The organism is Ruegeria sp. SCSIO 43209 (assembly GCF_019904295.1).
Taxonomy (GTDB): domain Bacteria; phylum Pseudomonadota; class Alphaproteobacteria; order Rhodobacterales; family Rhodobacteraceae; genus Ruegeria.
In genome coordinates this window covers 3,073,943-3,090,445 of the sequence record NZ_CP065359.1, presented here as the reverse complement: position 1 = coordinate 3,090,445, position 16,503 = coordinate 3,073,943, and the positions used below count along the sequence as shown (strand labels likewise).

The 16,503-nt window shown below is 57.0% G+C and carries 16 protein-coding genes; 8 read left to right on the top strand and 8 right to left on the bottom strand.

All coding sequences use genetic code 11. The features are described from left to right. Nucleotides 1–96 precede the first annotated feature (96 nt). The 4 genes from I5192_RS15530 to I5192_RS15515 are packed head-to-tail and all read left to right on the top strand — an operon-like array spanning nt 97 to nt 4,938. The gene (locus tag I5192_RS15530; RefSeq protein ID WP_223117230.1) at nt 97–1,044 is read left to right on the top strand and encodes an ABC transporter permease; all 948 of its coding nucleotides are present in this window, start codon (nt 97–99) and stop codon (nt 1,042–1,044) included. Then, nucleotides 1,041–1,856 (top strand): ABC transporter permease, encoded by an 816-nt coding sequence (locus I5192_RS15525; protein ID WP_223117229.1) that lies wholly within the window; start codon nt 1,041–1,043, stop codon nt 1,854–1,856. Before I5192_RS15530 ends, I5192_RS15525 begins: the two co-directional genes overlap by 4 nt. Further along, nucleotides 1,853–3,451, top strand: a complete 1,599-nt coding sequence (locus I5192_RS15520) for an ABC transporter ATP-binding protein (protein ID WP_223117228.1) — start codon at nt 1,853–1,855, stop codon at nt 3,449–3,451. Before I5192_RS15525 ends, I5192_RS15520 begins: the two co-directional genes overlap by 4 nt. 35 nt (nt 3,452–3,486) lie before the next feature. After that, nucleotides 3,487–4,938, top strand: coding sequence for an aldehyde dehydrogenase family protein (locus I5192_RS15515; RefSeq protein ID WP_170394891.1), 1,452 nt, complete (start codon nt 3,487–3,489; stop codon nt 4,936–4,938). On the opposite strand, the gene pncB is transcribed toward I5192_RS15515, so the two are convergent. Further along, nucleotides 4,935–6,227: a nicotinate phosphoribosyltransferase gene (gene pncB / locus I5192_RS15510; RefSeq protein WP_170394888.1), complete on the bottom strand. Its 1,293-nt coding sequence runs from the start codon at nt 6,225–6,227 to the stop codon at nt 4,935–4,937. The two genes, I5192_RS15515 and pncB, sit on opposite strands and share 4 nt — an antisense overlap. A 164-nt stretch (nt 6,228–6,391) precedes the next feature. On the opposite strand from pncB, the gene I5192_RS15505 reads away from it, so the two are divergent. Then, entirely contained in the window at nt 6,392–6,922 is a 531-nt protein-coding gene (locus tag I5192_RS15505; protein WP_170737168.1) for a hypothetical protein, read from the top strand. A gap of 3 nt (nt 6,923–6,925) precedes the next feature. Here the strand turns inward: I5192_RS15505 and pncA are convergent, their stop codons facing one another. After that, nucleotides 6,926–7,519: a bifunctional nicotinamidase/pyrazinamidase gene (gene pncA, locus I5192_RS15500; protein ID WP_170408552.1), complete on the bottom strand. Its 594-nt coding sequence runs from the start codon at nt 7,517–7,519 to the stop codon at nt 6,926–6,928. 96 nt (nt 7,520–7,615) lie between these two features. Here pncA and I5192_RS15495 point away from each other — a divergent pair, with 96 nt between their 5' ends. Further along, nucleotides 7,616–8,521: a rhodanese-related sulfurtransferase gene (locus I5192_RS15495; protein ID WP_170426068.1), complete on the top strand. Its 906-nt coding sequence runs from the start codon at nt 7,616–7,618 to the stop codon at nt 8,519–8,521. Nucleotides 8,522–8,585: 64 nt separating this feature from the next. Beyond that, nucleotides 8,586–9,086 (top strand): potassium channel family protein, encoded by a 501-nt coding sequence (locus I5192_RS15490; RefSeq protein ID WP_170636577.1) that lies wholly within the window; start codon nt 8,586–8,588, stop codon nt 9,084–9,086. Between the two features lie 6 nt (nt 9,087–9,092). Here the strand turns inward: I5192_RS15490 and I5192_RS15485 are convergent, their stop codons facing one another. Beyond that, on the bottom strand, nt 9,093–9,410 hold the full coding sequence (locus tag I5192_RS15485; RefSeq protein ID WP_370644326.1) for a hypothetical protein: 318 nt from the start codon (nt 9,408–9,410) through the stop codon (nt 9,093–9,095). A 203-nt stretch (nt 9,411–9,613) separates the two neighbouring features. On the opposite strand from I5192_RS15485, the gene betB reads away from it, so the two are divergent. Further along, nucleotides 9,614–11,068: a betaine-aldehyde dehydrogenase gene (gene betB / locus I5192_RS15480; RefSeq protein WP_223117227.1), complete on the top strand. Its 1,455-nt coding sequence runs from the start codon at nt 9,614–9,616 to the stop codon at nt 11,066–11,068. Nucleotides 11,069–11,749: 681 nt separating this feature from the next. Here the strand turns inward: betB and I5192_RS15475 are convergent. Genes I5192_RS15475 through fliL form a run of 5 tightly spaced genes read right to left on the bottom strand, consistent with a single transcriptional unit; the run spans nt 11,750 to nt 16,419 of the window. Beyond that, nucleotides 11,750–13,897 (bottom strand): hypothetical protein, encoded by a 2,148-nt coding sequence (locus I5192_RS15475; RefSeq protein ID WP_223117226.1) that lies wholly within the window; start codon nt 13,895–13,897, stop codon nt 11,750–11,752. Next, nucleotides 13,894–14,763, bottom strand: a complete 870-nt coding sequence (motA, locus tag I5192_RS15470; protein WP_170408548.1) for a flagellar motor stator protein MotA — start codon at nt 14,761–14,763, stop codon at nt 13,894–13,896. The genes I5192_RS15475 and motA overlap by 4 nt, the downstream gene beginning before the upstream one ends. A gap of 46 nt (nt 14,764–14,809) precedes the next feature. Further along, a complete protein-coding gene (locus I5192_RS15465; protein WP_170408547.1) occupies nt 14,810–15,403 on the bottom strand; it encodes a MotE family protein in 594 nt (197 codons plus the stop codon). Then, the gene (locus tag I5192_RS15460) at nt 15,400–15,912 is read right to left on the bottom strand and encodes a DUF6468 domain-containing protein (RefSeq protein WP_223117225.1); all 513 of its coding nucleotides are present in this window, start codon (nt 15,910–15,912) and stop codon (nt 15,400–15,402) included. The genes I5192_RS15465 and I5192_RS15460 overlap by 4 nt, the downstream gene beginning before the upstream one ends. A gap of 9 nt (nt 15,913–15,921) precedes the next feature. Next, nucleotides 15,922–16,419, bottom strand: a complete 498-nt coding sequence (fliL, locus tag I5192_RS15455) for a flagellar basal body-associated protein FliL (protein WP_170408545.1) — start codon at nt 16,417–16,419, stop codon at nt 15,922–15,924. Nucleotides 16,420–16,503: the final 84 nt, after the last annotated feature.

The following is a 16,503-nucleotide window of genomic DNA, read 5'->3' as shown; positions in this document are numbered from 1 at the left end:
AACCCACAAGGATTCTGGCTTGGCGGGTTTCTTTTTGTCTATCTTCTCGTGCCTTAGGCGCTGGACCCACACGAGATGTGACCCTAACGTTTCCAAATGCTCCGCTACGCCCTCAAACGTCTGCTGTCGCTGATCCTGAGCCTGGCCGTCGCCTCGGTTGTCATCTTTGCAGTGATCGAGGTCGCGCCCGGTGATCCGGCGTTGTTCATGCTGGGCGTGAACGCGCAGGCCGATACATTGACTGCGCTGAGAGCTGAACTGGGCCTCGATGTCTCGAAGATCGAGCGGTACTTCAACTGGGTCGGCGGGATGCTGGTTGGGGATTTTGGTACGTCCTACACCTATCGCACACCCGTGTCGCAGATGATCGCAGATCGATTGTGGGTGTCATTGCCGCTGGCTTTGTACGCGCTGACCCTTTCCACGCTGATTGCTTTCCCCGCCGGTATCTACGCAGCCTCACGGCGCGGCAAACCGGGTGATCTGACCGTGATGGGTGCGACTCAGCTTGGTATCGCGGTGCCGAATTTCTGGTTCGCGATGATGCTGGTGTTGGTCTTTGCCATCAATTTGCGCTGGTTCAATGCCGGCGGTTTCGCGGGTTGGGAGAACGGCATTTGGACCGGTCTACATTCGTTGACCCTTCCAGCCATCGCCCTGGCCCTGCCGCAAGCGGCGATCCTTGCGCGGGTCATGCGCTCGGCTCTGTTGGATATTCTGGCCGAGGATTTTATGCGCACTGCACGCGCCAAGGGCCTTTCGCGTCGGCAGGCGCTTTGGCGACACGGAGTGCGGAATGCCTTGATCCCGGTACTGACGATCATTGGACTCCAATTTTCCTTCCTGCTGGCGGGTTCGATCATCATCGAACAGGTGTTTTATCTACCCGGCCTCGGGCGGCTGGTTTTTCAGGCCATATCGGCGCGCGATCTGATCGTCGTGGAATCGGTCGTTATGCTGCTGGTCTTTGCCGTCATCATGGTGAACTTTTTTGTCGATCTGGCCTATGCCGCAGTCGATCCAAGGCTGAGGAGCAGGACATGAGCCGCAACCTGATCCTTGGCGCGACGCTGTCCTCACTGGTTGTGCTGGCAGCGCTGGTGTCCTTTGTCTGGACCCCATACGACCACGCCGCGCTGAGCATTCCGGCCAAGCTGCAGCCACCCAGCGCGCAGCACTGGTTCGGTACCGATCATTTCGGACGCGACATGTTCTCGATGATCATGGTTGGTGCGCGCACCTCGATTGCGGTGGCGCTGGTCGCGGTCGGGATTGGTATGGCGCTGGGCGTTCCCTTGGGTCTGGCAGCCGCTGCGCGCAGTGGATCGTGGATAGATGAATTCATCATGCGCGGCAATGATCTGGTCTTTGCATTCCCCTCTCTCGTCATCGCCATTCTGATCACTGCCGTCTTTGGTGCCGGGGCCATTAACGCAATCATCGCCATCGGTATCTTCAACATCCCCGTTTTTGCCCGCATCACCCGCGGCGCGGCTTTGTCTCTTTGGGAGCGCGAGTTTATCCTTGCCGCCCGCGTGTCAGGCAAAGGCGCGGCACGGATATCGGCTGAACATATCCTGCCCAATGTCGCCAATCTGCTGATTGTTCAGGGAACAATCCAGTTCTCACTTGGCATTCTGGCCGAGGCTGGGCTGTCCTATGTCGGTCTTGGTGCGCAACCCCCTACGCCAAGCTGGGGCAGAATGCTGGCCGATGCGCAGACGATGGTTAGTTTTGCCCCGCATTTGGCTCTGATTCCGGGTCTGGCGATTATCGTGACCGTGCTGGGTTTGAACCTGCTTGGGGATGGCTTGCGCGATTGGTTGGACCCTCGGATACGGGTGGCTCGCGCATGAGCCTGCTACAGATCAAGGACCTTTCGCTAAGCATTCATGGCACGCCGATCCTGAAACAGATTAACCTGTCGATAGCGCCGGGGCAGATCGTGGCCGTTACGGGCGAAAGTGGATCGGGCAAATCCATGACCGCCCTTGCCGTAATGCAGTTGCTGCCGAACGGGGCCAAAGCAGATGGGGTGTTGCAGCTTGAAGGTCAAAACCTGCTGAGCCAGCCCGAAGCTGAGATGTGCGTTCTGCGAGGCGCTGCGATCGGAATGGTGTTCCAAGAGCCGATGACCGCCCTGAATCCGGTGAAAACCATCGGCGATCAGGTGATGGAGACGATCCTGATCCACAAAGCCATGCCCCCCGCCCAAGCGCGCGCACGGGCCGAAGAGGTTCTGGCTCGTGTCGGATTGCCCACCGACCGGTTCCCTATGACACGCTTTCCGCACGAGCTGTCGGGTGGACAGCGTCAGCGTGTGGTGATCGCCATGGCGATTGCGCTCCGCCCCCGGCTGCTGATCGCGGACGAGCCAACAACGGCGCTTGATGTGACCACGCAGGCGCAAATCCTTGATCTGCTTAAAGGGCTCGTGTCGGAGTATGGCATGGGTCTGCTGATGATCACGCATGATTTGGCGGTGGTTGCAGACATGGCGGATCAGATTGTGGTCATGCGGCATGGGGAGGTTGTTGAAACGGGCGCAACAGATCATCTCCTGCGCCATATGCAGCACCCTTACACCCGTATGCTGTTCGAAGCTTCGGGGCATCAAGTCAACCTGCCGACCTCTCCTGCACCGCGAGCGTTGCTTGAGATCGAGAACGTGGTGCGGGACTACCGTCTGCCCCGAACGCGCCTGTTTGCCACGCCCGGTCATCATCGGGCCGTCGATCAGGTCAGCTTTACCCTGAATCGGGGGGAGCGTTTAGGGCTGGTTGGAGAGTCCGGTTGTGGAAAATCGACCCTAACACGAGCTATTTTGGGCTTGGAGGAGGTGCAGCAAGGCCGAATTTCCCTTGATGGTCAGCCTGTTTTCACCGGCCACAAACCCAATCTGGCAGTGCGACGCAAGATGCAGGTGGTGTTTCAGGACCCTTATGGCAGCTTCAATCCCCGCCATCGGGTCGCGCGCCTGATCACCGAGCCATTTCATTTGCTGGACACCCCGCCAACCGGTTCTGAACGGCAGGATCGCGTCGCTGAGATGCTTACCGCCGTTGGCCTAAGCCCCGATGATGCGGGCCGCTACATTCACGAATTCTCGGGTGGGCAGCGGCAACGTATCGCTATTGCGCGCGCTCTGATTATTCGACCCGAGTTGATCTTGTTTGATGAGGCTGTCTCGGCGCTGGATGTCTCGGTCCGCGCCCAAGTTCTCGACCTGCTGGCCGAGCTTTGTGCGGCTTACGATCTGACTTACCTGTTCATCAGCCATGACCTGAGCGTGGTTCGAACCATCACCGACCGTGTGTTGGTGATGCAGGCCGGCAAGATTGTGGAACAGGGTGAAACCGAGCAAGTCTTCACAGAGCCTCAGCATCCTTACACAAGAACTCTGATCAATGCGGCACCGAAATTGCCGGAGACTGGACGAGGCGCTGCATGAAAAACCTTGTATAGAGCCTGATATTGGAGCTTCCGATGACTAACCCCCTCTGGTTCGATCCCAACCTTTGCCTGATCGGCGGAGAATGGAAAATGCCCGCGTCAGGTCAAACCTTGCCGCTGGTGAATCCCTCGGACGGTTCCGAAATTTGCCAGATCGCTCGAGGTGGCGAAACCGATATCGACGCTGCAGTGCGGGCCGCCCGATCCGCGTGCGATGGCGATTGGGGTCGCATGACGGCCCTGGAGCGAGGGCGTATCCTCACCCGACTGGGGCAACTGGTTCTGGACCGAGTGGATGATCTGGCACAGCTAGAGGCGATGGATGTCGGCAAACCGTTGACCCAAGCGCGGGCAGATGCGGTAGCATTGGCGCGGTATTGCGAATTTTATGGTGGTGCTGCGGATAAAGTGATGGGCGAGACCATTCCCTATCTGGATGGCTATACCGTCTACACGTTGCGCGAGCCGCACGGTGTGACCGGCCACATCGTGCCGTGGAATTATCCGATGCAGATCATTGGCCGTTCTGTCGGGGCGGCGCTGGCAATGGGTAACGCCTGTGTTCTGAAACCGGCGGAAGAGGCCTGCCTGACCGCACTGGCCTTCGCGCATCTGGCGATACAGGCGGGCCTTCCGCTTGGTGCCCTGAATGTGGTGCCCGGCCTGGGGGCTGAGGCGGGCGCGGCCCTGTCGGCACACCCGGGTGTGGATCACATTTCATTCACCGGTTCGGTCGCGACAGGCGCGTTGGTTCAGCAGGCGGCGGGTCGAAACGTTGTTCCGGTGACACTGGAACTGGGCGGCAAGTCGCCGCAACTGGTTTTCGATGACGCCGATCTGGATGCCGCGCTGCCGTATCTGGTGAATGCGGGTATACAGAATGCGGGCCAGACCTGCTCGGCCTCGTCGCGCATTCTGGTGCAGCGCGGTGTTTATGATGCGGTGAAATCCCGTATGGCCTTGGCATACCAAGAGCTTACCGTCGGTCCGGCGATCCGGGATTTGCGCGTTGGTCCGCTGATCTCAACACGGCAAAAAGAAATCGTGACCGGTTTCCTTCACCAAGGCTCGGACTTGGCGATTGCCGCCGAGGGCCAGATTGCGGCTGGCGCACCCGAATCCGGCGCATATGTCAGGCCCACATTGTTCTCGGATGTGCCGCCCGATCATGCCTTGGCGCGGGATGAGATCTTTGGCCCCGTACAGGTTCTGATCCCGTTTGACACCGAGGAACAGGCTCTAACCATAGCAAATAGCACCGAATATGGCCTTGTTGCCAGCGTCTGGACCCGAGATGGTGGGCGGCAGATGCGGCTGGCCAAGGGTTTGCGTTCGGGGCAGGTGTTCATTAACAACTACGGCGCGGGCGGAGGTGTCGAGCTGCCTTTTGGCGGCGTTGGAAAATCCGGCCACGGCCGCGAAAAAGGGTTCGAGGCACTTTATGGTTTCTCACAACTGAAAACGGTTGCGGCCTACCACGGCTAAACGATCACTTCGATCGGCTCCTGCGCTCCAACGCCAAAGACGCGCTTGTACCGCTCAATCTGCTCGGCGGGTCCCATCGCCTTTTCTGGGTTGTCAGATAGTTTGACCGTCGGGTAGCCATTGGCCGAGACCGCCTTGCAGACTAGCGAAAAGGGAGCCAATGCGTCATTCGGTACAAGTTCGCGGAAGTCATTGGTCAGCAACGTACCCCAGCCGAACGAGACATTGGTTTGATCCGCGAACTGAGCGTGCAATTCGCGTATCTTGTCCACATCTAACCCGTCCGAGAAAATAACCCGCTTCTGCGTCGGGTCTTCGCCGCGTGATTTCCACCAGTCTATTGCGATTTTTGCGCCGGTAGCGGGGTCGCCGCTGTCAACGCGAATGCCGGTCCAGCCTGCCAGCCAGTCAGGCGCGCGGTCCAGAAACCCTTTGGTGCCATACGTGTCGGGCAGAATGATGCGCAGATTTCCATCATGTTCCTCGTGCCAGTCGCTAAGGACGTCATAGGGCGCCTGCGCAAGCGCGGCGTCGTCTTCGGCGAGCGCAGAATACACCATAGGTAGTTCATGTGCGTTGGTGCCAATAGCCTCAACTTCGCGTCGCATTGCGATCAGACAGTTGGACGTTCCGGTAAAGGACGAGCCCAAACCTTCAATCATGGCCTGCACACACCAGTCCTGCCAAAGGAAGGAATGCCGCCGCCGCGTGCCGAAATCCGCGATCCCAAGCCCCTCAATAGTGCGAAGCTGGGCTATCTTTTCCCATACGCGTGTCATTGCACGGGCATAGAGCACCTGTAGTTCGAACCGGCGCATATCGTTCAGAACCGCGCGTGAGCGTAATTCCATCAGTACGGCCAGCGCCGGGATCTCCCATAGCATGACCTCGTGCCACTTACCCTCAAAGGTCAGCTCATACTGATCACCCTTACGCTCCAGGTGGTAAGGGGGCAGGCGCAGGTTCTCGAACCATTCCATGAAATCCGGGCGGAACATCTGACGCTTGCCGTAGAATGTATTGCCCCGCAACCACGTGCTTTCCCCACGACTCAGACTTAGCGAGCGGATGTGATCCAACTGCTCGCGCAGCTCGCCTTCATCGATCAAACGGGCCAATGGCACGTGATTCGACCGGTTGATCAGCGAAAACACCACATCGGTTTGGGGCTTATTTCGAAACACTGACTGGCACATCAGCAGTTTGTAGAAATCTGTGTCGATCAATGACCGGATAATCGGGTCAATCTTCCATTTATGATTGTAGACCCGCGTCGCGATATCGACCATGGGGACCTCCTGCAATTTCCGTTGTTAGATCAATCGGAGCACGAAATGGCAAGAGTCGCGGAATTGGGAACAATGCCCACGACAGAACACATTACGGGCTTATTGTGGGTTTCCTTCACGCTTTAGTGAGGGGTGGGGATGGAACTGAAGGTTGAAGTTAGTGAATGAGTCTCGAGTACGATTTTGACATTGTTGCAATAGCTCCGGATGAGGTTGATCCTGAGCATGGGCAAACATCGATAACTGGGCGGCCCCCGGTGCGGGCGCGGTTCAGGGATATCAAGACGGCAGACGCTTTGCGCGCTGCATCGCCCAAGATTCGCAGAATATTTCTGGAATCAGGATTTAGCCTGGACGAGTCGGATGGGCATCTTGCCCGAGGTTATTTTCGGCCAGAAGAGGCTGAAGATCGCCTCCTGATCCTAAAGCGGCTTTTTGCGAATATCCGGAATATGGGTGTCCAGGGAGAGTATAGTGGTGAGTTCGATTTCCATCACTTCTTGGGCCATATCAGGACCGCAAAGCCCGGGACCGTGAACCGGAAAATGCCCGAGCGACCATTGCAAGCGCCACGCCCAAGAACAGTGCGTCCAAAGCGTCGCACGGTTTCTGGGCGTATCGGTTTCGCGTTAGGTCTTGCCGTGATCCTGTTTGTGTTTCTGAAACTGCTGGCCGAGCATGGTGCCGCGCTTTGATCCTCAGGCCAGTGTCACACCTGCTGCGCGCATTGCCTGCTCTGCGACAGCCAAAGATCCGTCCATATCAATGGCGCGGCACAAGTTGCTTAAGACAGTGACATCAAACCCCAGCTGTGCCGCATCTACCGCCGAATAATGCACGCAGAAATCTGTTGCCAAACCGACCATGGTCAGCTGCGTGATCCCGCGCGTCTCAAGATAGCCTTTTAGACCAGTGGGCGTGGAATGGTCGTTTTCGAAGAACGCGCTATAGCTATCGATAGCGCTGCGAAATCCCTTGCGGATGATCAGATCGCCATCTGTTCGCAAATCCGGATGGAAGTTCGCGCCTGCGCTGCTCTGAACACAGTGATCGGGCCACAAGACCTGAGGGCCATAAGGCATGTCGATCATCTCGAACGGCGCTTTGCCAGTATGAGAACTGGCGAATGAAGAATGCCCCGCCGGGTGCCAATCCTGTGTCAGGATCACCGTATCGAAGGTATCCATGATCGCATTGATCGGTGCGACGATCTCGTCCCCTCCGGCTACGGCAAGCGCGCCGCCGGGGCAGAAGTCATTCTGAACATCGATAACGAGCAGGGCGTGGGACATGCTGGCCTCCTAAAGTCGTGTTATCGGTATGGTGCGCAGCGGGTATCGTCAATCCGGTCTCTTGTGTGTTTTTGCCAAGGGCATTAGATCGCCCACATGTACACAATCGCTGCCCTATATCATTTCACGCGTTTTCCCGACCCAGATGCGCTGCGCCCAGCTTTGCACGAGCTTTGCCGCGCGCAGTCGGTGAAAGGCACCCTGCTGCTGGCGCAAGAAGGGATCAATGGCACCATCGCCGGACCCCGCGCAGGTATCGATGCGGTTCTGGCGCATATCCGTGCGTTGCCAGGATGCAGTGATCTTGAGTGGAAAGAGGCGACTTCGGACCACCCGCCCTTCGGCAAGATGAAGGTGCGGTTGAAGAAAGAGATCGTGACGATGGGCCAGCCCGATGTCGATCCCCGCGCAAATGTCGGGCATTACGTCGAGCCTGAGGACTGGAACGCGCTGATCCGTTCAGATGATGTGGTGGTGATCGATACCCGCAACGATTACGAGGTGGCGATTGGCACATTCGAGGGTGCAATAGACCCTAATACAGCCAGTTTTCGCGATTTCCCGGCGTGGTGGGAACAGAACAAGGAGCGCTTTCACAACAAACGCGTTGCCATGTTCTGCACCGGTGGCATCCGGTGCGAAAAATCCACCAATTATCTGCTGGGGCAAGGGGTCGAGGATGTCTATCACCTGAAAGGTGGCATCCTGCGGTATCTGGAAGAAACGCCACCCGAAGACAGCACTTGGCAGGGTGAGTGTTTTGTCTTCGACAACCGCGTCTCAGTTGGTCATGGTCTGGTCGAAGGCCCACACAAGCTGTGCCATGGTTGCCGTCGCCCGATCCTGCCCGAAGATGTGAAACGCCCTGCATACGAGCATGGCGTATCCTGCCATCGGTGTATCAATGAGACTTCAGAACAGGACAAGGCGCGGTTTCGCGAGCGGCAAAAGCAGATACAGCTGGCCCGCGCGCGGGGCGAGGAACATCTGGGTTCTGACTGAAATCAGCTTGCAGGCCACGTTTGAAATCGGATGATTGTGCGCAAACCCAACCGACGGAGCGCTCATGACCCACGAACCCAGAACCCTGGAAGAATGGAAATCAACTTTTCTGGCGGCGCTTGGACTGGTCTTGGCAAGCTTTCTTGCGTGGTACGGTCTGTCGCGCCTGAACGAAGCCACTGCAGGCGACACCATTGGCACGCTTTCCTCGGTAGGCCTTCTAATCTGGATCGCCTCGCAGTCCTGGTACTACATGACCCAGGTGAAATCCCCCCGGAGGTTGTTGTTCCTGATGGGGGTGTCCTTCATCCAGGTCGTGCCATTCCTGTTCGCAGCCGTCTACGGCGCGTTTGGATATAACGACCATTGTGTGATCGGCGCCGAAGGGCCAGCCGATATTCTGTATTTCTCATACGTCACCTTCACAACGGTCGGATATGGGGACATGTCCCCAACCGGCTTTTGCCGTGGGCTGGCTGTGGCCGAGGCTGTGACGGGTTACATCCTGTTGGGCATGTTTGTGGCCGCCGCCGTCGCGCTATACGCGCGCAACCACGGCAAATAGAGCGATCTATTTATTATGATCGATCCAGCGCGACATCATTTGTTTGTCGCGGAAACACTCGGACGGGATCGGGCGGCGCTTGCTGCGCGAGATACGTTCGGCAAAAGCAACCTGCTTACCTGTTGGGTAGTTTGCAAAGGGCGACGGATCATGCGGCTTATGGGCTGAAATCCAGTCCGACAGGGATTTGCGGTCACGCTGCGCCTCGACCGGAATCTCAAGCGCTGATTGTTGCGCGATGGCGCGGGCAAAGCGCATCTGCCGATCTGTAACTGGCAGCAGGTGATAGTCGTTTGTCGGGCCGCTCAGGGCGGAATTTCGCATGTTCTGGGCCATCGGGTAATCCTCTGACTATGTAGAACATAAATAGAACATTAACCTTTCGTTTCAAGGGAAGATCCTTTGGGTTAGGCGAGAACCTGCCAATTTGCGGCTTGATTGACTGATCAGTCAATAATCGATAGTTCGATCCTCAACGTACGCGATCTCTTTGCCTAAAGAGATTTCTGAACACAGAGGGAACCGGCATGAAGTTTCAACCTAAGGCCAGCCATTTCATCGATGGCGAGTATGTCGAGGACACCAATGGCGCGCCCATCGACGTTATCTACCCCGCCACCGGAGAGGTCATCGCACGGCTGCATTCCGCCACGCCTGAGATTGTTGAAAAGGTTCTAAACAGTGCAAAATCGGCCCAAGCGGCTTGGGCTGCCCTATCGGGCACCGAGCGAGGCCGTGTGCTGCGACGCGCGGCCGACATCATGCGGGATCGCAATCGTGACTTATCGATTATCGAAACCCATGATACCGGCAAACCTCTGCAGGAAACGCTGGTGGCCGACGCTACCAGCGGCGCGGATGCGCTGGAGTATTTTGGCGGTCTGGCGGCCTCGCTGACCGGCGAACATATCCCTCTGGCAGTCGGGGATTTTGTCTATACCGTCCGCGAGGCGCTGGGCGTTTGTGTGGGCATTGGGGCATGGAACTACCCGACGCAGATCGCTTGCTGGAAGGGTGCCCCGGCGTTGGCGTGCGGAAACACAATGATCTTCAAGCCTTCCGAGACTACTCCGCTGTCGGCATTGCAAGTAGCCGAGATTTTGATCGAGGCAGGTGCACCCAAAGGCGTCTATAACGTTGTTCAGGGCTACGGTGATGTAGGCGCCAGCCTGGTGACCGACCCCCGAGTGGCCAAGGTCTCGCTAACAGGGTCGGTTCCAACGGGCCGCAAGGTGTACGCTGCTGCCGCCGATAGCATGAAACATGTCACCATGGAATTGGGTGGCAAGTCCCCGATGATCGTGTTCGACGACGCCGACATCGAAAATGCCGTGTCAGGCGCCATTCTGGGAAATTTCTACTCCTCGGGACAGGTCTGTTCCAACGGCACTCGAGTTTTTGTGCAAAAGGGAATCAAGGAAGCGTTCCTTAAGCGCCTGTCTGAACGCCTTGCTACGGCGAAAATCGGCGACCCGATGGATGAAGAGGTCAACTTTGGCCCGATGGTCAGCGAAAACCAAATGAATATCGCGCTTGGCTATGTCGAAAAGGGGAGGGCCGAAGGCGCGCGGCTGATCTATGGCGGCGAACGGGTCCAAGGCGATGGTTTCTACATGCAGCCCACGGTTTTTGCCGATGTTAAGGACGATATGACAATCGCGCGCGAAGAGATTTTCGGCCCGGTGATGTCGGTGCTGGACTTCGACACCGAAGAAGAGGTTCTGGCCCGTGCCAATGACACCGAATTCGGTCTGGCCGCCGGCGTCTTCACCAACGACCTGACCCGCGCCCACCGCATCGTGGCAGGTTTTGAGGCGGGAACTTGCTATATCAACACTTATAACCTGGCCCCGGTAGAGGCACCGTTCGGCGGATCTAAGATGTCGGGTGTCGGTCGCGAGAACTCGAAACTGGCAATCAACCACTTCAGCGAGATGAAGACAGTCTACGTCTCGATGAATGATGTGGAGGCCCCATACTGAATAAATCCGGTTAAATAGTCTCTGTTCTTGACAGTTCACGTCGGGGGCAGAGCACATGCCGGTTCGTACATATGGCTAAATTCCTCAAGACGACTCGTCCGCAAACCGGAGATCAGCCTGTGAAAATTCACACCCGAGCTTTTGTGATCGGAGCAGTTTGATCCTTCATCAACTGGCCAAGTTTGGTTGGATTGACGTAGCGATGCTGGAAAGGGCGAGCTATCTTGGGGCCAACTCCAGACCATGTCCCCGGCACAATACGCAATGCCAATTGTAGCGGCTGTTTTGGCGGTGCATGTTCACATCTGGGCTGAACAAATCTCTGGGGCGGGTCTGCAGGATCCCGATGTGGCAACCGTAATGCCCTGGAATACGGTTTCAGAAAGTCTGAGTCACTCGGCCTGGTTTACCAAGGGCAGATGTGGTGATCGTAATTTCAGATAGAGTTGTCCAAGAACTAGCACACTTGAACGCGTGCGGTGGTCCTGAATGATCATTGAGCCAACTGTAGATCTTCGACACGTTCACGGAGTTTACCGCCACTGTCCTATGGGCATCATGGATTGATGCATAGGAAGTCCAAAATGAATTCAACACCTTTGTTAGAGGCTGATTTTGGCGTCTATCAGCCTACAGGCCAAAGCAGTTACACTTGTCTCTGCAAGAACAGACTTCCAAGGTTCAGTTCGGGTCGATTGCGCGCACTGTCTCAAGCATTTCAGTGATCTGCGCGCGTGCGATGGTGCTGTCCTGTATTAGCATTGCGGCGTCCGACAATGGCTTGTCCGGCTGTCGCGCAACCGGCTTGATCAGGGATGTTCGGATGCGGGACAAATCGGTGAAGGTGTTTGACCTCTCTTCATCCGCACCGCCGGAGCCCGCCAACCAGTTGTATCGATCGGCCATCTCGTGCTTCCCGCCTGCCTGCAATGCGCGCGCGACGGCATCGAAATCCTGTGTTTGCATCATGGCCTGGGCGCGCAACTCTTGCGCGGTGTCCGAGGAATCGTCCGCGATTTCCAGCAGCGCCTGACGGGGACGGTTGTCCATCAGAGCCGCCTTTGCCCGAAGCCGAGCACGATCACGGCTGCGTTCCCGATCTTGCGGTCGGTTTGCCAGCGCGTAAGCCTGCGCTGAAAACCCAAGGTCAGCCAATCGCTCTGCCATGGACACGGCAGTTTCGACCGCCAGCGCGTTGCGTCGCCTGTCCTTCAATTCCATCACATGGCGCAGGAAAGTAATGTCGTCCGCCCGCTCCGCCAGCAATTGGAACACCTGATCTCGTGTCCTCTGCCATTCGTCGGAATCTGAGACATCCTCAAAACCGGCAAGAGCTCCGGTAAAATCCTGGGACAAAGCCATCGCCAAAGCGTGAGCACGCGCCAACATCGGGCCAAGTTCGGACTTCCGAAGCTCGCGCGCATAACTTGCAGCTAAATCGAGGTCGCGGGGCGAGACCGTACCCCGGTCCGACCACCGCTTTTCGATCAACCGCGCAAGTGCCAACGGCGCATCGGTCGCGGCATCGGGCGCCGATATGACCTCGGTCAACAGCGTTTCCGCGGTATCGCTATCCCCTGCAGCATCCGCGATTTTGGCTTGGGCAAAGGTTACATCAGCGGGTTCGTCCTCTAAGATCCGTTCGACCGCACGCAAGATCCGGCGCGATGCTTCAAGCCGGCCTGCCGAGACAAACATCTCGGCGATATCCGGGCCGAGATGTTGCCTGAGATGCCACGGCAGCCGACCAAAACTGCGTTCGATCGCTTTCACATGCGCATCGGATTGAAGTTTACCCTCACTCAAAAGCGCCCAGAGTGCGGCGGCACCATCACATCTTTGCTGCCCTGCCAAAGGGTTCGGCGTCGGTGCAGGCAACCCGTCCATCACTGATGCGATGGCCGCTAATCTGCGCTGCTCAACCGAGGTCTCCGACAACAAAGACAGGGCTTGGTGCGCTTCTACACCGAACCCGAAATACGTATAGAGCTTCGCCAAATCCATTGCATACGCCTGGTCGACACGATCGAATTCCTGAAATAACCCGACCCGCAATTCGGCCACATCCTCGGAAAATGATCGAGCGCCCGACCATGTCCCAAAACCCAGTTCGCTGTCCGTGATACATTCCGGTTTGCTATCAATCTGAGGAACTGCCAGATTGCCCAGCCCCGAAACCTCATCGAGCACCGAAGACAGTCGCAGATTTGGCACCAACTTTTCCGAAGATCGCAGCGGCCCAAAACTGGACGATTCCCTGCTTCCGACACCTGCCAGTTCAAGATCAACAACCTCTCGATCAGCGCTTTGCAATATACGTGATGCTAACTGCTCCTCAAAATTTCGTTGATTTAATTGCAGCAAAGGCAAGGCCAGTTCGGTGGCTGGAATATCAGTAGGTAAGGGTTTTTGGGCCGGGATACTCGCAGTCCTGGGAAGCGCCTCTGGCTCTACCGGGTCACTTGCAGGTGTACCCTGGCCGGGTGCGATATCTATGACAACCATAGTTTGGCGATGCAGAAATGCCGTTGCCACGCAGTCGCACCCAAATGTCATCTCCAACGCTGCACCTGGCCCGGCCTGTTGAAGCGATTGCAGACGGTTCCCCGACAGGCGGTCGAAGACAGCTGCAGTGTTGAATGTCGCATTATCGATGCCAATGCTCAGCCGCGCGCCGTTCTCGACCGGATCCAACATCCAACCGGTGCCAGAGGGGACCTGTACCACCAGACGCGTGTATCCCTCATGCTCGCCCGATCGCACGGTCAAAGCCTGTGCTGACGCGCTTGTGCCCCATGTGAGCAAGACCAAAGACAATGCGCGGATCATGCTGCAGCCTGCTTGAGTTCCTTAAGCGCGTCTTCAAGTTCCGAGAAACCGGGCCGGTTGTGGGTCGGTGTGTTCTGGCGGCCGACCTCTATACACATGGCCGCGTTGTGGTTGTGAAGATTAGCCACCAGAACCTCTTTGATGAGTTGGTAAAAGTGGTTGTCTTCTTCGACAACAGATTTCAGCTTGCCCGCAAAAGGGCCCACCAATCCATAAGCCAGAAAAACCCCCAGAAACGTCCCAACCAACGCGCCGCCGATCAGCTTACCTAGGACTTCCGGTGGTTGGTCGATTGATCCCATCGTCTTGATCACACCCAGAACGGCGGCCACGATCCCCAAGGCGGGCAACCCGTCAGCAACGGTTTGCAGCGCGTGGCTTGAATGCATGGCATGGTGGAAGTTCGCCTCCATCCGCTTCTCCAGCACCTCCTCAACCTGGTGCGGGTCGTCATAGTTCATCGCCGCCGAGCGCATGGTGTCACAGATCAGGTCCACCGCTTCTTTGTCGGCTTGAATCTTGGGATATGCGGAAAATAGCGATGAGCTTCCTGGCTCTTCAATGTGCTGCTCTACCTCGACCGGGTTCGCGCGTGCGATCCGGATCAGAGAGAATAACAAGCATAACAGATCGCGATAATCCTCGGGCTTCCATTTGGGTCCTTTAAAAACTTTCGCGATATCCTTGGCAGTGTGTTTTACGCCGCCGATATCATTGCTGATCAGAAATGCGCCGACTGCGGCCCCTCCGATCATCATCATCTCGAAGGGCAGTGATTTCATAATGATGGCCATCTTGCCGCCTGCGGCAAGGTAGCCGCCGAATACCATGACAAAGATGACGGCAATTCCGATGAGCCCGATCATGAAAGGTCTCCAGCGTTGAGGGTGCAGATAGATATGGCCATGAGGGTCATTCCTGTGGGGCACGTGCATTGCGTCCGGCCATGATCACGCTGATGGTGTAAGCAGCCTCGGGGCTGAGACCGGCCATAACTTCAGCGGCAGCTTCAGGTGGCATTCGAGACAGGAAGCCAGCGGCGAATACCGCGTCCATCGTTTCGAACAACGCGGCGGCATCTTTGGGCTTCATGCTCTGATACACGTCAGTCAGTTGTGTCAGGTCGTTTTCGGCGGCCTTTTCGGCAATCGCCACCGTTTCACGCAGAGCGTTCTCGGCGTCCTCCAGCATGGTGAGCCGGGTTTCGATGGCCTGATCGGCAATGTCGAGCGCCCGTTCCCGGTCCAAAATCGTGCTTTCACGCTGGTTTAGAGTCTTTTCACGGCGCAATAGTTCCGTAAGCAGCAATTGTAGATCTGCCGCATTCGCCTCTTTGCGTTCACCACCGACGGGCGAGGCCATGTTTGGTTCCGCGCCGCGGGCAAGTGCAGGCCCGGCCTCAAGCCCGATGCGAATAATCGCAGAGCCGACCATCAGCAAGGAAATGACGGTCAGAACACCGCCGCGCGCTCGGCGATCAGGCGCTTTTGCCCGGTTGCGACTCATTTCGCTGCTCCGTCAGATGGTGCGGCGTGCCGAAAGAACATCAGGCCTTCTGGTTTCTTTGCGGGCGGCTCTGGTGGTGCTTCCGATGGCTCAGTCGAGACCTCAGTTGGTTCACCAGACGGATCGGATACAGTTTCTTGTGCTTCGCCGGGCTGCTCAGACCTGCCCTCAGCAGGTGCGTCATCTGGCTGATCCATGGGAACTTCCGGCTCAGAGGGCTCTTCCTGAACGACGTCGTGCATCGAGGCCATCATAAGCTCCAACCGTTGTGCGACGGTTTCCGCCCGTTCGGTCAGCGTCTGCAACGCGGTGCCGGAATCATCCGAAGCCTGACGCGCGCTATCCAGCGATTTTCGCAACTCTTCTGCTTGCGAGGACAGCACGGAAACGGCGCCACCCACACCCTTCTCAAGATCGGTAAACCGCTTCAGGCGTCGCGACAGAACGAAACAATACAGACCAGCCCCAAGAGCGCCCGCAACCAGAAGAATATCGGCAATCAACTCCACCATCGCCTCCTAATTCAGTACAAATTCCATGACCAGAACGTCACGCACGCGGCCTTCGCCCACGACGATCCCAATGCGTCGTAGCAGGTGTCCGCGGATCCTCATCAAAGCCAGAGAATCTTCCAGATCGGTTAACTCAAGGGCGCGCAAATAGCTGTTCAGAACGTCCATGATTCGCGGCTGCATCTTTTCAACCTCGGCGGCGTAGCCCGCGTTCACTTCAAGCTGCGCGTGAAATTTCAAATGTCGCGAATCATCTGACTTGACCGAGATGATCACCGGCGGAAGATCGACAAATTTCACATCGGGAAGTGCCTTTACGGAAGCGTCTTCGCCTTTCTTTTTGGCCTCTTTCACCATCTCGGAACCACCTATGGGAAGCAGGCCGGATGCAGTTATGAAATAGCCACCAACACCGCCCGCGATAGCCAGAATCAGTCCAAGCAGAAGGCCCTTTTTCCCTGATTTTTTAGGGGCTTCCGCCTCATCTGCAGTTGCGTCGGTCATGCGGTCCTCATGAATCTGTTCGGCAACCGTCATAACCCCTCAGGGACTAACCGATTGTTAAGGGCAATCGTCCAAACAAGGGCA